Origin of the sequence: Burkholderia sp. FL-7-2-10-S1-D7 (genome assembly GCF_001524185.1) — a bacterium.
GTDB lineage: Bacteria > Pseudomonadota > Gammaproteobacteria > Burkholderiales > Burkholderiaceae > Burkholderia > Burkholderia diffusa.
The window spans coordinates 36,284-51,215 of the sequence record NZ_LOWY01000003.1; the positions used below are offsets into that span (position 1 = coordinate 36,284).

The following is a 14,932-nucleotide window of genomic DNA, read 5'->3' on the forward strand; positions in this document are numbered from 1 at the left end:
TCGCCCCGGACGGCGCGTCGTGACGGCGATCGATCGACGGCCCGGTTCGCTTCGCGCGAACCGGGCCGTTCTTCATGCGTGGACGCGGGCCGTCATGACCGGTGCTGTTCCGGCCCCGGTCCGTGCGCCGGCCGTGCGGCGGACGGCGTGAAGACGCTGCGCAGCCACGCGGCAAGCCGCGCGAATACGTCGTATGGCTCGTCGACGAAGATTTCGGGCTTCAGCAGCCGCAGGTATTCCATGATCTGCTGCGCTTCCTGTTTCTGGAACGAGCCGTGCGCGAGCCCGAGCCGCAGCAGGCCGCGCAGTTCGCCGAGCTTGTCGCGCGCGGCGCTGCCGACGCTCATCTCGCACGCGAGCTTCGCCTCGTAGACGCGCTGGCGCAGCGATTCCGCAAGCCGCCATGCGGGCGTCTGCATCGTTTCCTCGAGCGCCTGGATGTCGTGCACCGCGCTCTTGATCTGCGCGGCGAGCGGATCGACGAGCGACGCGTCGCTCTGCGCTTCGGCGACGATCGCCTTGGCCCAGTCGCGGCACGCCTTCGCGAGCTCGTCGGGGGTCCATTCGGAGCGCGACGCGAAGCCGAAGCCGAATTCTCCGGCCTGCCGCATCAGGATCGCGACGACGTCCGGAAATTCCTTGTCGAGCGTGCGTTTCGCCCACGCGTACTGGCCGCCCTCGAGCATCCGCTGCACGGCATGCTCGGTCAGCGGCACCATGTTGTCGAGCAGCTTGGCGCGCAGGAAATCCTCGAACGACGGCGTCGCGAACTGCGGGTCGAGTTTCAGCGACACGCGCACGAATGCGTCGTAGTCCTTGCGCAGGGACGCAAGCGTGTCGTCTTTGAGGGAAAGGGTGATCTGGCCCATGAATCGTCTCGATGGCGGCCTGCGCGGGCCGGCGGCCGACACCGCGCACCGGTGCGGGCGCAGCGTCGACGGACCGGTTCGCGCCGAGGCCGATGGCGGGTCTTCATACCCGATATCGGCGCGCCGGGCGAAAACTTGAGCGCGGCCGGCGACGTTCGCTCAGGCCGGCAGCCAGTGCGGCATCACGATCCCTTGCCAGAAGAAGAACACCGCGAGCCCGACCGCGATCGTCACGAGCGGTCGGCGTGTCGTCGCCGACACGGCCACGGCGGCGAGCGCGCCGACGAGCTGCGGATTGCGCCAGGTCAGTTCGGCCGTGCCGCCGTGCGGCGAGACGGTCATCGGCACGATGATCGCGGTCAGTACGGTGACGGGCACGAAGCCGAGCGCGGTCCGCACGAGCGGCGGGAAGGTCAGCCGCTCGCCGAACAGGAACAGCGTCGTCCGGATCGCATAGGTGATCACGGCCATCCCGAGGATCAGCAGCGCGTAGCTCACGATGCAGTCTCCGTGCGTGAAGCGGTGTGCGAACGCTCGTGCCGCAGCGTCAGCGCGACGCCGACCACGACGCCGGCGGCGACCGCGCCCAGCAGCCCGAGCTTGTACGGCCAGCCCTGCCAGAAGTACGCGAGCGTGCCGGCCGTCGCGGCGGCCGCGAAATAGCGCAGCGTGCCGAGTTGCGGAACGACGATCGCGATGAATGTCGCCGCCATCGCGAAATCGAGGCCGAGCGACTGGAGACCCGGGAAGGCCGCGCCGAAGCCGATGCCCGCGAGCGTCCAGACCTGCCAGTTCAGGTACATCGCGAGGCCCGAGCCGAAGAAGTAGTGGGGGCCGATTGCACCGGGCGGGAAGTGCCGGTAGTGCGCGTAGGCGACCGCGAACACTTCGTCGGTCATCAGCGCACCGAGCGTCGCGCGCCAGCGCAGCGGCAGGTGCGCGACGTACGGCGCGAGCGTCGCGCTGTACAGCAGGTGACGCAGGTTCACGATCAGCGTCGTCGCGAGCACGACGACGAAGCTTGCGCTGCCGGCGATCAGGCCGAGCGCGATGAATTGCGCGGAGCCCGCGAACACCGCGAGCGACATCAGCGCGCCGTGCCATGCGGCGAGCGGGCCACCGCCGACCAGCGTGCCGAAGATCACGCCGAACGGCGCCGCGCCGACCATCATCGGGATCGTGTCGCGTGCGCCGTCGAGCCATTCGTTGAGCGGGCGGCGGGGCGGGGGCGAGTGTGTGGGTGCTGGATTCAAGGGGTGCGTCTCCATGCAATGCAGGATAGCGGAGCGCTGCCCGTGGCGGCTTGTACGTTCTTGCGCCCGCGGTGCCGGCGGCGCAACCTGCGTGCCGGTTGCCGCGTCATGTCGAATGCAGGGCGGGGAGTGCGCGTCAGCGCGCTTGCCAGCGTCCGGGCGGCACGCCGAACATTCGTTTGAAATGTCGTGAGAAGTGACTCTGGTCGACGAAGCCGCTGGCCGCGGCGACGTCGGCGATCGACACGCCCGCGCGCAACGGCGCCAGCGCGCGCTGCAGCCGCAGCTGGTTGCGCCATGCGTGCGGCGGCATCCCGATCGTCCGGGTGAACAGGCGCGCTGCGTGGAACGGCGACAGGCCGGCAGCCTGCGCGACGTCGTCGAGCGTGACAGTGCTCGAGAGATCGGCGGCGAGCCTCTCGCGCATCGCGTCGACGCGCGGCTCGTCGGCCGCGAGCACTGCCGGCTGCAGCCGCGCGTCGGCATGGCGCGCGATCAGTGTCGACAACGCATCGAGCATCGCCGTTTCGGCGGCGAGCGGATCGTAGACGCGTGCGGCCGTCGCGGCCGGAGCGTCGGCGGCCGGCTGCTCGTGCGGATAGAACGCCGGCATGCATTCGCTGCCGGCCTCCATCATCCGATGGGCCAGCGCGAGCCGTGCCGCGAGATCGGCGTCGCGGATCACGTCGGTCGGGAACCATGGCGCGTCCTGCGGGCGCCCCGCGATCGCGCTCGCGAGCGCGCGAATGTAGTCGACCGGCACGTAGCTCACGCGATAGCACCAGCCTTCGTCGGTCGCGCGCGAGCCCGTGTGCACTTCGCCGGGATTGATCACGGGCACGGTGCCCGTTTCGGCGACATGGCCGCTGCCGCGACAGGTGTAGCGCTCCGCTCCCTCGAGGATCACCGGGATCGTGTACGCGTCGTGCCAGTGCGGCGCGAACGTATGGTCGCGATAGGTGGCCGTGAGCAGATCCGCGCCCGGCAGCAGCGGCGTGCGCCAGTAACGTGCGGAGTCCGGAAGAAGGCGGGTGGCGGACATGGTCGGGCGCGAGGGCGGTCGAATCGACAGTGTATCGCTCGAGCGCCCGGCCGGCGCGGGCTTACTTGACCGGAATCGTCGTGCCGGCCGGCATCGGCACCGCGGTCACGGCGTTCTTCGGGCTGCCGCTGACGATGCGGTCGCTGTAGGTCAGGTAGACGAGCGTGTTGCGCTTCTTGTCGACCACGCGCACGACGTGCAGCGTCTTGAAGATGAACGACATCCGCTCGCTGAACACGTCGGTCTGCTGCTTGAGCGGCTCCTTGAAGCTGAGCGGGCCGACCTGCCGGCACGCGATCGACGCTTCGCTCGGATCCTCGGCGACGCCGAGCGTGCCCTTGATCCCGCCGGTGCGCGCTCGCGACACGTAGCAGGTGACGCCCGTCACGAGCGGATCGTCGTACGCTTCGACGACCACGCGGTCAGAGCCCGTCACGCGGAAATGGGTGTTGACGCTGCCGACTTCCTCCGCGTGCGCGAGCGGCGCGGCGGCGAAGGCGGAGAGCAGAAGGGCGAACGGTGCGGCGGAAAGGAGACGATGCTTCATCGACGGAACCGGATGCGAATGCGGGACAGAGACTCTAGCATGCGCGGCGGTGACCGACGGGCGCCGGAAAAACAAAAGGCCCGTCGAATGACGGGCCTTTTGCTGTCTGGCTCCCCGACCTGGGCTCGAACCAGGGACCTACGGATTAACAGTCCGGCGCTCTACCGACTGAGCTATCGGGGAATAAATCGGTACATCTGCGTGCTTGTTTGGTGGCCAACAAAAAACCCGTCCACTTTCAACGGGCTCTTGTGTTTTTGGCTCCCCGACCTGGGCTCGAACCAGGGACCTACGGATTAACAGTCCGGCGCTCTACCGACTGAGCTATCGGGGAACAAACAACAACAGCAGAGAAACGAGATTTTATGGAGCGTTCGCTAACCTGTCAACACTTTTGAGCGGCGGTATGCAAAAAAATTTGCGGCGCCGCTGCGCGATCAGCGTTCGAGCAGGTGCAGCTTGTCCTGCACGTCCTTCCACTCGTCCGCGTCGGCCGGTGCCGGCTTCGTCTTCGTGATGGACGGCCAGGTCTTCGCCAGTTCGGCGTTCAGCTCGGTGAACTGCTGCTGGTCGCCCGGAACGTCTTCTTCGGCATAGATCGCATTGGTCGGGCACTCGGCGACGCACACGGCGCAGTCGATGCACTCGTCCGGATCGATGGCGAGAAAGTTGGGACCTTCACGGAAGCAATCCACCGGGCACACATCCACGCAATCCGTGTATTTGCACTTGATGCAGCCTTCGGTCACAACGTGAGTCATTAAAACGCTCCTGCTTCGCGGTATATATGGGGTGGCGTTTGCGCCAAAAGCGGCATTGTAACTGAAGCGCAAAACCCGCATGGCGTGGTCGGCTTTCCGGCTTATATCGTTTCGTGATTAGTTTATGGGGCCGACCGTGGGCGCGGTGCGTGCGGCCGGCCGCACGACGCGGTGGGCAAGGGGGAGGCGGTTTCACGATGGTCGGGCCCGCATTCGGGTAACATGGCCGGCAGACAGACCGGGCGGCGCGCGGTGCGCCGGGCCCTGTCCCGATATTGGCGGTGCCGCAATCATGATCATCACTTCGCTGCTCGACACGGATCTCTACAAGTTCACGATGATGCAGGTCGTCCTGCATCACTTTCCTGCCGCACACGTCGAGTACCGGTTCCGGTGCCGCACGCCCGGCGTCGATCTCGTCCCGTACATCGACGAGATCCGCGACGAGGTGCGCGGCCTGTGTGCGCTGCGCTTCACCGACGACGAACTCGACTACCTGCGGCGCATGCGCTTCATCAAGAGCGACTTCGTCGACTTCCTCGCGCTGTTCCATCTGAACGAGAAATACATCTCGATCACGCCTTCTCCGAAGGGCAACGGCGAGATCGACATCGTGATCGAGGGGCCGTGGCTGCACACGATTCTGTTCGAGATTCCGGCGCTCGCGATCGTCAACGAAGTCTATTTCCGCAACACGCAGCGCGAGCCCGATTATCGCGAGGGCCGCGAACGGCTGCGCGAGAAGATCAAGCTGCTCGGCGCGAAGCCCGAGTTCGCCGACTGCAAGATCGCCGACTATGGCACGCGCCGGCGCTTCTCGAAGGTGTGGCACGAGGAGGTCGCGCTGACGCTGCGCGACGGGCTCGGGCCGCAGTTCGCGGGCACCAGCAACGTGTTCTACGCGATGAAGCACGGCCTGACGCCGCTCGGCACGATGGCCCACGAATACCTGCAGGCCTGCCAGGCGCTCGGCCCGCGGCTGCGCGATTCACAGACCTATGGTTTCGAGATGTGGGCGAAGGAGTATCGCGGCGACCTCGGGATCGCGCTGTCGGACGTCTACGGGATGGACGCGTTCCTGAACGACTTCGACATGTACTTCTGCAAGCTGTTCGACGGCGCGCGCCACGATTCGGGCGATCCGTTCGAGTGGGGCGAGCGCATGCTGCGCCACTACGAGGCGAACCGCTGCGACCCGCGTACCAAGGTGCTCGTGTTCTCGGACGCGCTCGACATCCCGAAGGTCATGCAGCTGTACGAACGGTTCCGCAACCGCTGCAAGCTCGCGTTCGGCGTCGGCACCAACCTCACGAACGATCTCGGCTACGTGCCGCTGCAGATCGTGATCAAGATGGTCCGCTGCAACGGACAGCCGGTCGCGAAGCTGTCGGATTCGCCGGGCAAGAGCATGTGCGACGACAAGGCGTATCTCGCGTACCTGCGCCAGGTGTTCGGCATCGCGCAGCCGGTCGACGAGGACGCATCGCAGTAAGCGTCGGCCATGCGGCCAGGTGCGTCGCGGCGAGGGCGGCCGGTATAATCCGACGGTATCGCACGCCAACGTCACGAGGACCGTTCATGGACACTTCCGCTGCGCGTCGCCAGATCCTCGCACGCATTCGCGCGGCGCAACGACGCGCGCCCGAACCCGATGCAGCGGAGCGCGACGGCGTCGCCGACTACCTCGCCGGCCATCCCGAGGGGCCGCGCCCGCCGATGCCGGCCGACCTCGTCGCCGCATTCGGCGATGAAGCGGCGCGCCTCTCGACGACGGTCGACGAAGTCGCGACACTGGCCGACGCGCCGGCCGCCGCCGCCCGCTATCTTTCCGCTCACGGCCTGCCGATGCAGGCCGTCGCATGGCGCACGCTGGCCGAGCTCGACTGGGCCGGCGCCGGCCTGTCGGTCGAATGCCGCAAGCCGCGCGACGGCGATCTCGTCGGCCTCACCGGCTGCTTCTGCGCAACCGCCGAAACGGGTTCGCTGGTGTTGCTGTCCGGCCCCGACACCTATGCATCGGCCGCGCTGCTGCCGGAGACGCACATCGCGATCGTGCCGGCGTCGCGGATCGTCGCGGGCCATGAAGACGCATTCGCGCTGATTCGCGCGGAGCGCGGCGAATTGCCGCGCGCGGTCAATTTCGTATCGGGCCCGTCGCGCACGGGCGATATCGAGCAGACCATCGTGCTGGGCGCGCACGGCCCGTACCGCGTTCACGTGATCGTCGTACGCGGCGCATGACGCGCGCACCTGGTCCATCCTCACTCGACTCACTCGCACAAGGAAGTTCTGCATGAAACGACATGCCGCCTGGGCGGGCATGGCGTCGGGAGCCGCGCTTGGCGCCGTTCCCGCGCTTGCATCGGCCGCCACGCTCGACGGTGCCACGCTGTCCGCACTCTGGGGTATCCCGTTCGCCGGGATCCTGCTGTCCATCGCGGTGTTCCCGCTCGTCGCGCCGGTGTTCTGGCATCACCACTTCGGCAAGATCGCCGCGGCGTGGGCGATCGTGTTCCTGGTCCCGTTCGCCGTCGCGTTCGGTGCGAGCACGGCGTTCGGTACGCTCGTGCACGCGCTGCTCGAGGAGTACATCCCGTTCATCGTGCTGTTGACGGCGCTCTACACGGTCGCCGGCGGCATTTGCGTCAACGGCAACCTGCACGGCTCGCCGAAGCTGAACACCGCGATCCTCGCGCTCGGCACGCTGCTCGCGAGCGTGATGGGCACGACGGGCGCCGCGATGCTGCTGATCCGGCCGCTGCTGCGCGCGAACGATAACCGCAAGCACGTCGTGCACGTCGTGATCTTCTTTATCTTCCTCGTCGCGAACGCGGGCGGCTCGCTGTCGCCGCTCGGCGATCCGCCGCTGTTCCTGGGCTTCCTGAACGGCGTGGGCTTCTTCTGGACGACCACGCATCTCGCACTGCCGATGCTGTTCATCTGCGCGGTGCTGTTGACGCTTTTCTTCGTGCTCGATACGTACTTCTACCGGAAGGCCGGTGAGGAGCGGCCGGCCGCACTCGACCCGACGCCCGATGGCGGCGCGCTGTCGATCGACGGCAAGGTCAACTTCGTGCTGCTCGTGGCCGTGATCGGCCTCGTGCTGATGAGCGGCATCTGGAAGCCGGGCATCTCGTTCGACGTGTGGGGCACGCACGTCGAACTGCAGAATCTCGTGCGCGACGTCGCGCTGGTCGTCGTGGCGCTCGCGTCGCTCGCGCTGACGCCGCGCTCGGCGCGCGAAGGCAACGCGTTCAACTGGGCGCCGATCGAGGAGGTCGCGAAGCTGTTCGCGGGGATTTTCGTGACGATCGCGCCGGTGATCGTGATCCTGCGCGCGGGTGCGGACGGTGCGTTCGCACAGATCGTCCATCTCGTCACGGGGCCCGACGGCAAGCCGATCGACGCGATGTATTTCTGGGCGACCGGCCTGCTGTCGTCGTTCCTCGACAACGCGCCGACCTATCTCGTGTTCTTCAACCTCGCGGGCGGCGATGCGCAAGCGCTGATGACGACGGGCGCGACGACGCTCGCCGCGATTTCCGCGGGGGCGGTGTTCATGGGCGCGAACAGCTACATCGGCAATGCGCCGAACTTCATGGTGAAGGCGATCGCGGAATCGCGCGGCGTGAAGATGCCGAGCTTCTTCGCCTATCTCGGCTGGGCGCTCGTGATCCTGGTACCCGTATTCCTGCTGACGTCGTGGATCTTCTTCCCGGCGTAGGCTGACGATTTTCAACCAAGCGCGGACGGCTCCGGCGGTGCACGATGTGCCGCGTGCCGGCCGCGGCATGCGGAGATGGCGATGCAGAAGATCCTGGTCGCACGTCCGATCTTTCCGGACGTGATCGAACGGCTCGAGCAGTATTTCGAAGTCGACTGGAACAATGGCGATGCGCTCGCCCCCGACGCGCTCGCCGCGCGCCTCGCGGACAAGGACGGCGCGCTGACGGCGGGCGACCCGGTCGGCGCGGCCGCGCTCGCGGCGGCGCCGCGCCTGCGCGTCGTGTCGAACATGGCGGTCGGCTACAACAATTTCGACATGGCCGCGTTCAACGCTGCGAACGTGCTCGGCACCAATACGCCCGACGTGCTGAACGAATCCACCGCGGATTTCGGCTGGGCGCTGATGATGGCCGCCGCGCGGCGGATCGCCGAATCCGAGCACTGGTTGCGCGCCGGACACTGGCAGAAGTGGGCGTACGACGGTTTCCTCGGCAGCGACATATACGGCTCGACACTCGGCGTCATCGGGATGGGGCGCATCGGCCAGGCACTCGCACGGCGCGCGCGCGGCTTCGGGATGCAGGTGATCTATCACAACCGGTCGCGGGTTGCGCCCGAGATCGAGGCCGAGCTGAACGCCGAATACGTGTCGAAGGATGCGTTGCTGGCGCGCGCCGATCACGTCGTTCTCGTGCTGCCGTACACGAAGGAGAACCATCACACGATCGGCGCGGCCGAGCTCGCGAAGATGAAGCCCACCGCGACGCTGACCAACATCGCGCGCGGCGGCATCGTCGACGACGCAGCGCTGGCCGTCGCGCTGCGCGACGGGACGATCGCCGCGGCCGGCCTCGACGTCTATGAAGGCGAACCGAGCGTCCATCCGGCGCTGCTCGAGGTACCGAACGTCGTGCTGACGCCGCACATCGCGAGCGCGACCGAGAAGACGCGCCGCGCGATGGCGAACCTCGCGGCCGACAACCTGATCGCCGCGCTGGGCGAAGGGCCGCGCGCGGGGCAGCCGCCGAACCCGATCAACCCTGACGTAATCGGGAAGCCGCGCGCATGACGACGATGTTGTTGCTGGCGGCGGTCGTCGTGTTGGCCGTCGCGCTCGCGGTGGCGATCGTCGCGATCGTGCGCGGCGGCGGCCGCCACGACGATGCGGCCGTGCTGGGCGACCAGATCGAGGACGCCGCGCACGCGCAGGCGCTCGCGGTCGAGCGGCTCGAGCGCGAGCTGCGTGGTGAGATCGTCGAGAACGCACGAGGCTCGCGCACCGAGCTGGCCGGCAGTTTCTCGCAGCTTCAGCAGACGCTCGCGACGCAGCTCACGAGCATCGCGACCGTGCAGAACAATCAGATCGAGGGCTTCGCGCAACAGTTGGGCAAGCTCGTCGCGGGCAATGCGCAGCAGTTCGACGCGATGCGCGAGAGCGTGCAGCGCCAGGCGCAGCAGGCGCGCGAAGAGCAGACGGTCGCGCTGCGGCTGTTCGGTGACACGCTGAACCGGCAGCTCACACAACTGACCGAGGCCAACGATCGCCGGATCGGCGAAGTGCGTGCGACGCTCGAACAGCGGCTGAAGGAAATCGAGACGAACAATGCGGCGAAGCTCGAGGAGATGCGCCGCACCGTCGACGAGAAGCTGCATGCGACGCTCGAACAGCGGCTCGGCGAATCGTTCAAGCTCGTGTCGGACCGGCTCGAGCAGGTACACCGCGGGCTCGGCGAGATGCAGACCCTCGCGGCTGGCGTCGGCGACCTCAAGAAGGTGCTGACCAACGTGAAGACGCGCGGCACCTGGGGCGAGGTGCAGCTCGAGGCCTTGCTCGAGCAGATGCTCACGCCTGATCAGTACGCGAAGAACGTCGCGACGGTGCCGAAGAGCAGCGAACGCGTCGAGTTCGCGATCCGGTTGCCGGGGCGCGAAGCCGGCACGCGCGACGCGCCGCCGGTGTGGCTGCCGATCGACGCGAAATTCCCGCGCGAGGACTACGAGCGGCTGATCGACGCGCAGGAGCGTGCCGATTCGGTGGCGGTCGAGGACGCGGCCCGTGCGCTCGAGGCGCGCGTGCGGTTGGAAGCGCGCACGATCGCCGAGAAGTACGTCTCACCGCCGCATACGACCGATTTCGCGCTGCTGTTCCTGCCTACCGAGGGGCTCTATGCGGAGATCCTGCGCCGCCCTGGGCTGACCGACCTGCTGCAGCGCGACTATCGCGTGACGGTGGCCGGGCCGACGACGCTGACCGCGCTGCTGAACAGCCTGCAGATGGGCTTCCGCACGCTCGCGATCGAGCAGCGCTCGAGCGAAGTGTGGCAGGTGCTCGGCGCAGTGAAGACTGAATTCGGCAAGTTCGGCGATGTGCTCGCGCGCACGAAGGCGCAGCTTGAAACGGTCACGCGCTCGATCGAGGCCGCCGAGCAGCGCACCCGCGTGATGAACCGCAAGCTGAAGCAGGTCGAGGCGTTGCCGGGTGAGACGGCCGCCGGGATGCTCGGCACGGAAGGCGCCGATGGCGCCGATGGCGCCGAGGGTGCCGAGGGTGCCGATGCGGACGATGCATGACGCATCACGCGTACAGCCGAAGCCGGCTGGAACGAAAAACGGGCGCCGCGGCGCCCGTTTTCTTTTGCAGCACCGACCGGCGTGGCCGGCCCGCGTTCAACGTTCGGCGAGCGTGTTCAGCGCATCCCCGGTGACGCGCACGATGCGCCAGTCCGGCAGCACGGTCGCGCCCATCTTCTGGTAGAAGTCGATCGCCGGCTGGTTCCAGTCGAGCACCGACCATTCGAAGCGAGCACAGCGGCGCTCGACTGCGAGTGCTGCGAGGTGCTGCAGCATCGCGGTGCCGAGGCCCGTGCCGCGCTGCGCCGGCTGTACGTACAGATCCTCGAGATACAGGCCGCGACGGCCGAGGAACGTCGAATAGTTGTGAAAGAACAGCGCATACGCGACGATCGCGCCATCGCGCTCGGCCACCAGCGCTTCGGCGGCGGGGCGCTCGCCGAACAGCGCGTCGGCCAGATCGGCGTCACTCGCGACGAACAGGTGCGTGAGCTTCTCGAACTCGGCCAGCTCGCGCATCAGCGCGAGGATCGCGCCGACGTCGCGCGCCTCGGCCGTGCGGATCAGCGGCGTGCCGCTCACGCTTCCTCCGGCGGATCGGACAGCACGATCTCGATGCCGCCGAAGCGCGACGCGACCCAGTTGTACGCGTGGCAGGCGATCCACAGCAGCACGAAACCGAGGATCGCGTTCAGCAGCAGCGCGCTCAGGATCGTGCTCAGTTCGACCATCCCGTAGCGGATGTACGCGACCAGGATGCCGAGCAGCACGATCGGCACGCTGAACGTCAGGTAGACGAGGATCAGCGCCTTCGCGGTCTGCCCCGCGGCGATCGACGAGATTTGTTTCTTCATGTGTGGATGGCCCCGTAGAGATATACCGATTGGAATTCAGATCAAGCCGTCGAGCGGCAGGATGTCGACCGGGGCGCCCGCGTCGACTGCTGCGCAATCGTGGCCCAGGACGATGAAACAGTTGGCGGCCGCGAGGCCGCTCAGCGATGCGGAACTTTGCGAACCGGCCGGCGCGACGAGCCACTGGCCGTCGGCGTCGCGCGTCGCGATGGCGCGCAGGTATTCGGTACGGCCCGGGCGTTTTTTGAGCGCCTGCGTGCTGCGTGCCGGATACAGCGCGGGCGGTGGCACATGCGCGCCGGCCAGCGTCAGCAGCGCGGGGCGCACGATCGCATAGAACGTCACGGCGGAGGCGACCGGATTGCCGGGCAGCCCGAAGAACAGCACGTGGCCGGCGCCGTCGCCCGCGGGTGCGAGCGTGCCGCACGCGAGCGGCCGGCCGGGCCGCAGCGCGAGACTAGCGAAGGTCACGTCGCCTAGCCGCGCCATCACGTCGCGCGTGAAATCGGCTTCGCCGACCGACACGCCGCCCGACGTGATCACCGCGTCGGCCTGTGCGGCGGCGGCATCGCGCAGCGCGCGTTCGAGGGCCGCCGGATCGTCGCGGACGATCCCGAGATCGAGCGCGTCGATGTGCAGCCTTTCGAGCATCGCGATCAGCATCCCGCGATTGCTGTCGTACAGCGTGCCGCGGCCGAGCGGCTCGCCCGGTTCGCGCAGTTCGTCGCCGGTCGAGAACACGGCGACACGCACGCGGCGGCGCACCGTGACGTCGCGCAATCCGAACGATGCGAGCAGGCCGAGATCGGACGGGCGCAGGATGCGGCCAGCGGCAAGCGCGCACGCGCCGCGCGCGAGGTCCTCGCCGGCCCGGCGGCAGTTTGCTCCGCGCGTGACGTCGTGCGCGGCGAAGCGGATGACGTCGCCGTCGACGCGCACGCGTTCCTGCGGAACGACCGTGTCGCATCCAGCCGGCATCGGCGCGCCGGTCATGATGCGGATGCATGCACCGGGCGCCACGGCGCCATCGAACGGATGGCCGGCGAGCGCCGTGCCGGCGACCGTCAATGCGATGTCGGCGGTCGATGCGGGCGTGTGTGCGCTGCTGTCGAATGCATAGCCGTCCATCGCCGAGTTGTCGTACGCGGGAATGTCGAACGGCGCATTGACGTCGGCCGCGAGCACGCGGTCGAGGGCGTCATGCAGCGGCACCGTGTCGCACGCGTCGACCGGCACCGCGAACCGGCACGCGAGCGCCTGCGCATCGGCGAGCGACAACGGGGCAGCGGAATCGGGTGCGGTTCGGGAGGCGGGCGAGGATTGCGTGATCATCAGTGTGACTGCGCCGCAAGGCGTATCGGGTTCGTGGCCGGTGGCGCGCGGAGGGCGCCGGAGCGCGAAGGCGCATGCGGCGGGCGGGAGCGGATGCCGGTGCCGTCAGCGGCGGGCAAGCGCGGCAAGTTCCTGCCAGGAGTTGGCATTGTAAAACGCACGCTCGTCGCAAAACTCGACTTCGACCGTCTTGTGGCGTGCGTACCACGCACGCACCTTGCGCTCGCCGGCCGCGAGTCCGGCCGCGAGATCGTCGGCGAGCGACGTTCGCAGCAGCGCGAAGGTCGGCTGCGGCGAACGTGCCTGTTGCGCGTCGACGGTCACCGCCATCGCGATGTCGGCCTGCTGCGCATCGAGCGCCGCGTGCAGTCGTGCGACGAGGTCGGTCGGCAGATACGGTGTGTCGCACGGCGAGCACGCGACGAGCGGTGCGCGCGCCGCCCGCATGCCGGCGAGCAGGCCCGCGAGCGGGCCGGGGAAATCGGGTGTTTCGTCCGGCACGATGCGCGCGTCGAACGGCGCACCGAGCTCGGCGTAGCGATCGGCGTTGCGATTTGCGCTGATCAGCGTCTCGTCGACCTGCGGCGAGAGCCGGCGCAGCACGTGCAGCGCAAGCGGCGTGCCGTCGAGCAGTTGCAGGCCCTTGTCGGCGCCGTCCATGCGGGTCGCGCGTCCGCCCGCGAGCAGCAGGCCGGTGACGGTAGGCGAGGCGGAAGCGGACATCGCGGGAAATCGGGGCGGCGGGCGCGCGTCAGCCGCCGATGTACGACATTTCGACGCGCTTGCCGGCACCGTTGGGTGCCGCGTCGGCGGCCGCGCTGCCGCGCAGCTGCGAATAGCGGTCGGTGCGGGCCTGCCAGATCCGGGCGATCGCGGTTGCGATCTCGGCGTCGCTGGCGCCACCGCGCACCAGGGCGCGCAGGTCGTGGCCGGTCGATGCGAACAGGCACAGGTACAGCTTGCCTTCGGTCGACAACCGCGCGCGCGTGCAGTCGCCGCAGAATGCCTGTGTGACGCTCGAGATCACGCCGATTTCGCCGCTGCCGTCCGCATAGCCCCAGCGCTGCGCGGTTTCCGCCGCCGTGTGCGGCTCGAGCGGCACGAGCGGGAACTGTTCGGCGATCCGTGCGACGACGTCCGCGGACGGCAGCACTTCGGTCATGTTCCAGCCGTTCGACGTGCCGACGTCCATGTATTCGATGAAACGCAGGATCACGCCGGTGCCGCGGAAGCGCTCGGCCATCGGCAGGATCTCGCTGTCGTTGGTGCCGCGCTTCACGACCATGTTGACCTTGACCGGCGCGAGGCCCGCGGCCTGCGCGGCGAAGATGCCGTCGAGCACGTCGGCGCTCGCGAAGTCGGCGTCGTTCATGCGCTTGAACAACGTATCGTCGAGCGCGTCGAGGCTGACCGTTACGCGCGTGAGGCCGGCATCCTTCAGCGCGCGCGCCTTGCGCGCGAGCAGCGAGCCATTGGTGGTCAGCGTCAGGTCGAGCGGGCGGCCGTCATGGGTCGTCAGGCGCGCGAGGCGCTCGATCAGGAATTCGAGGTTTTTGCGCAGCAGCGGTTCGCCGCCGGTGATCCGGATCTTTTCGACGCCGTGTGCGACGAACAGCCGCGCCACGCGCTCGATCTCCTCGTGCGTGAGCAGCGCGCTGTGCGGCAGGAACGGGTAGTTCTTGTCGAACACGTCTCGTGGCATGCAGTACACGCAACGGAAGTTGCAGCGGTCCGTCACCGAGATGCGCAGGTCGCGCAGCGGCCTGGCGAACGTGTCGGTCAAGGCGCCGTCAGGGGTATGCGCGACGCCGGAGATATCCGGCATCCCGCTGACGTCTGCGAGGGGAATGATGCGTCGGGACATGTCGAAAGAAGTGCGAGCCAAGCTTCTATTCTAGCCGCAAGCGGCTGGCCGGGCCGGTGGGCGGAAACCCTCGGCGCGGAAATGGAAAAGCCCGCCGGGGGCGGGCTTTTCCT

Annotated in this window: 16 protein-coding genes and 2 tRNA genes; 5 read left to right on the forward strand and 13 right to left on the reverse strand. The window is 68.0% G+C overall.

Annotated elements, in window-relative coordinates:
- Window positions 1-92: 92 nt before the first annotated feature.
- The 8 genes from WS75_RS00365 to fdxA all read right to left on the reverse strand — a co-directional run bounded on the left by WS75_RS00365 (window position 93) and on the right by fdxA (window position 4,472).
- Complete coding sequence (locus WS75_RS00365) at window positions 93-869, reverse strand: DUF4088 family protein (protein WP_059678670.1); 777 nt, start codon at window positions 867-869, stop codon at window positions 93-95.
- Between the two features lie 159 nt (window positions 870-1,028).
- A complete protein-coding gene (locus WS75_RS00370; RefSeq protein ID WP_059606996.1) occupies window positions 1,029-1,367 on the reverse strand; it encodes an AzlD domain-containing protein in 339 nt (112 codons plus the stop codon).
- Window positions 1,364-2,137: an AzlC family ABC transporter permease gene (locus WS75_RS00375; RefSeq protein ID WP_059678671.1), complete on the reverse strand. Its 774-nt coding sequence runs from the start codon at window positions 2,135-2,137 to the stop codon at window positions 1,364-1,366. The genes WS75_RS00370 and WS75_RS00375 overlap by 4 nt, the downstream gene beginning before the upstream one ends.
- Window positions 2,138-2,258: 121 nt before the next feature.
- Entirely contained in the window at window positions 2,259-3,164 is a 906-nt protein-coding gene (locus tag WS75_RS00380) for an AraC family transcriptional regulator (protein ID WP_059678672.1), read from the reverse strand.
- A 61-nt stretch (window positions 3,165-3,225) separates the two neighbouring features.
- On the reverse strand, window positions 3,226-3,711 hold the full coding sequence (locus tag WS75_RS00385) for a CreA family protein (RefSeq protein ID WP_059607001.1): 486 nt from the start codon (window positions 3,709-3,711) through the stop codon (window positions 3,226-3,228).
- Between the two features lie 107 nt (window positions 3,712-3,818).
- Window positions 3,819-3,894: transfer RNA gene (locus WS75_RS00390), tRNA-Asn, on the reverse strand.
- Between the two features lie 75 nt (window positions 3,895-3,969).
- Window positions 3,970-4,045 (reverse strand) — tRNA-Asn (locus tag WS75_RS00395).
- Window positions 4,046-4,148: 103 nt separating this feature from the next.
- On the reverse strand, window positions 4,149-4,472 hold the full coding sequence (fdxA, locus tag WS75_RS00400; protein ID WP_059678673.1) for a ferredoxin FdxA: 324 nt from the start codon (window positions 4,470-4,472) through the stop codon (window positions 4,149-4,151).
- A 292-nt stretch (window positions 4,473-4,764) separates the two neighbouring features.
- On the opposite strand from fdxA, the gene pncB reads away from it, so the two are divergent.
- The 5 genes from pncB to WS75_RS00425 all read left to right on the forward strand — a co-directional run bounded on the left by pncB (window position 4,765) and on the right by WS75_RS00425 (window position 10,769).
- On the forward strand, window positions 4,765-5,964 hold the full coding sequence (gene pncB, locus WS75_RS00405; RefSeq protein WP_059678674.1) for a nicotinate phosphoribosyltransferase: 1,200 nt from the start codon (window positions 4,765-4,767) through the stop codon (window positions 5,962-5,964).
- Window positions 5,965-6,050: 86 nt separating this feature from the next.
- On the forward strand, window positions 6,051-6,713 hold the full coding sequence (locus tag WS75_RS00410) for a LutC/YkgG family protein (RefSeq protein ID WP_059678675.1): 663 nt from the start codon (window positions 6,051-6,053) through the stop codon (window positions 6,711-6,713).
- Between the two features lie 52 nt (window positions 6,714-6,765).
- Window positions 6,766-8,196, forward strand: a complete 1,431-nt coding sequence (locus WS75_RS00415; RefSeq protein WP_059678676.1) for a sodium:proton antiporter — start codon at window positions 6,766-6,768, stop codon at window positions 8,194-8,196.
- An 81-nt stretch (window positions 8,197-8,277) separates the two neighbouring features.
- Window positions 8,278-9,267 carry a 2-hydroxyacid dehydrogenase gene (locus WS75_RS00420; RefSeq protein WP_059678714.1) on the forward strand — a complete coding sequence of 330 codons (990 nt, stop codon included), beginning with the start codon at window positions 8,278-8,280 and terminating at the stop codon, window positions 9,265-9,267.
- Window positions 9,264-10,769, forward strand: coding sequence for a DNA recombination protein RmuC (locus WS75_RS00425; protein WP_059678677.1), 1,506 nt, complete (start codon window positions 9,264-9,266; stop codon window positions 10,767-10,769). The genes WS75_RS00420 and WS75_RS00425 overlap by 4 nt, the downstream gene beginning before the upstream one ends.
- Window positions 10,770-10,865: 96 nt before the next feature.
- Here WS75_RS00425 and WS75_RS00430 read toward each other — a convergent pair whose 3' ends face one another.
- From WS75_RS00430 to moaA, 5 genes are all read right to left on the reverse strand, one after another.
- Complete coding sequence (locus WS75_RS00430; protein ID WP_059678678.1) at window positions 10,866-11,351, reverse strand: GNAT family N-acetyltransferase; 486 nt, start codon at window positions 11,349-11,351, stop codon at window positions 10,866-10,868.
- Window positions 11,348-11,623 carry a hypothetical protein gene (locus WS75_RS00435; protein ID WP_006476519.1) on the reverse strand — a complete coding sequence of 92 codons (276 nt, stop codon included), beginning with the start codon at window positions 11,621-11,623 and terminating at the stop codon, window positions 11,348-11,350. The genes WS75_RS00430 and WS75_RS00435 overlap by 4 nt, the downstream gene beginning before the upstream one ends.
- 36 nt (window positions 11,624-11,659) lie before the next feature.
- Complete coding sequence (gene moeA, locus WS75_RS00440; RefSeq protein ID WP_059678679.1) at window positions 11,660-12,955, reverse strand: molybdopterin molybdotransferase MoeA; 1,296 nt, start codon at window positions 12,953-12,955, stop codon at window positions 11,660-11,662.
- 105 nt (window positions 12,956-13,060) lie between these two features.
- A complete protein-coding gene (gene mobA, locus WS75_RS00445) occupies window positions 13,061-13,678 on the reverse strand; it encodes a molybdenum cofactor guanylyltransferase MobA (protein ID WP_059678680.1) in 618 nt (205 codons plus the stop codon).
- 28 nt (window positions 13,679-13,706) lie between these two features.
- Complete coding sequence (gene moaA / locus WS75_RS00450; RefSeq protein WP_059678681.1) at window positions 13,707-14,819, reverse strand: GTP 3',8-cyclase MoaA; 1,113 nt, start codon at window positions 14,817-14,819, stop codon at window positions 13,707-13,709.
- Window positions 14,820-14,932: the final 113 nt, after the last annotated feature.